This is a genomic window from Roseinatronobacter alkalisoli (assembly GCF_028745735.1).
GTDB lineage: Bacteria > Pseudomonadota > Alphaproteobacteria > Rhodobacterales > Rhodobacteraceae > Roseinatronobacter > Roseinatronobacter alkalisoli.
Window position 1 is genome coordinate 1 of record NZ_JAQZSM010000116.1, and the last position, 1,198, is coordinate 1,198.

The 1,198-nt window shown below is 55.9% G+C and carries 1 protein-coding gene; it reads right to left on the reverse strand.

Annotation, left to right across the window (positions count from 1 at the left end):
• Nucleotides 1-143 precede the first annotated feature (143 nt).
• Nucleotides 144-1,198 (reverse strand): hypothetical protein (locus tag PUT78_RS23595; RefSeq protein ID WP_274354649.1); only part of this gene is annotated, 1,055 nt, incomplete at its 5' end.

The following is a 1,198-nucleotide window of genomic DNA, read 5'->3' on the forward strand; positions in this document are numbered from 1 at the left end:
GCTGTTCAATTTCGCCCTGTCCGCCCCCTATGATCTGTTAAATCGCCTCCCCAGGAATATGCCTGCACAGAACCCGAGGCAGGTGCGGTGAGGGCTGTCCCGGAGTGGGGGCGCGTGAATGCAATCATCGGGAATTCCATGTCTCAGGGGGTAGGAAGCCCTTTGAAATCGCGCTCCAGCAACGCGGGCGGAATGTCGATCCAGTCCCAACTCTCGCCGTCCCAGCGGCAGACGCCGTGTTTGTAGTCGAAATAGAACATCACGTCGCCGACTGTCTGAAGCTTCATCGGCGTGGGGGTATTGCGGTTGCGGAACGGATCGTTGAGTTTTGGCTTGAGCGGTGTCAGACGATGACCGTCAAAGCGATGGAGCATGTAGCCGGAGGCCACAATCAGTTCGCCCTGAAACCACGTGGCTGAGTGTAGGGTTTCTGTATCGCCATGGAAATCAAGCCGCCCGAACCCGTCTTCAGGGCGTCCGCGCAAGATCAGCCCGTCAACTCCGACGATCCAGATACGACCCATGGGATCCACATGGATGTCGCGCGGAGCAAGGTCTGATGGCATTTCAAGTTGATGAAATTTGCCGTCATGGAAAAGATACAGGCGGTATTCCGGCTGGGCTTGGCGTGCGCGCTGCCTCATTCTTTCTTGGAAAAACTGCATTAATTCCTGTTGATTCATACCGGTTCGGTCAGGCAGCAGCCCGCTGGCGTCACGGGCAGGGCGGCTCGTCCCAGCCACAATAATCCTGCCATCTGCCAGCAGTTCAGCCGCGCCGAAATACTCTGCTTCGTAGCCGGGCCGCCCTTCTCTTTCGAGAGAGAGCATTTTCCACTCATTCAGATCATTCCGACTATAGATTTGACGACTCCGGCCCAGTATGTAGCAAAGCGACCCATCTATCAGCAGTTCATACACATCACCACGTCCATCAGCGTCTTCGCTCAGGATGCCTGTCCCCGCTATCTTCGACCAGTCGGTCTGTTCGCCTAGAAGTGTGTAGACATCGCCTTCATTGCTCAGCGCGACCGGCACCGGATCGTTATACTCTGTCAGCCTCAAGTATCCGATGTCGGCGATCTCGCGATCAACATCGACTCGCGACCAAGGCTGCGGAAACCTGCCGTCGTAGCTCAGGATTGCCATGAACTGATCGTCATATTCTAACTCACCAATCGCGATGCTGAACCGATCAA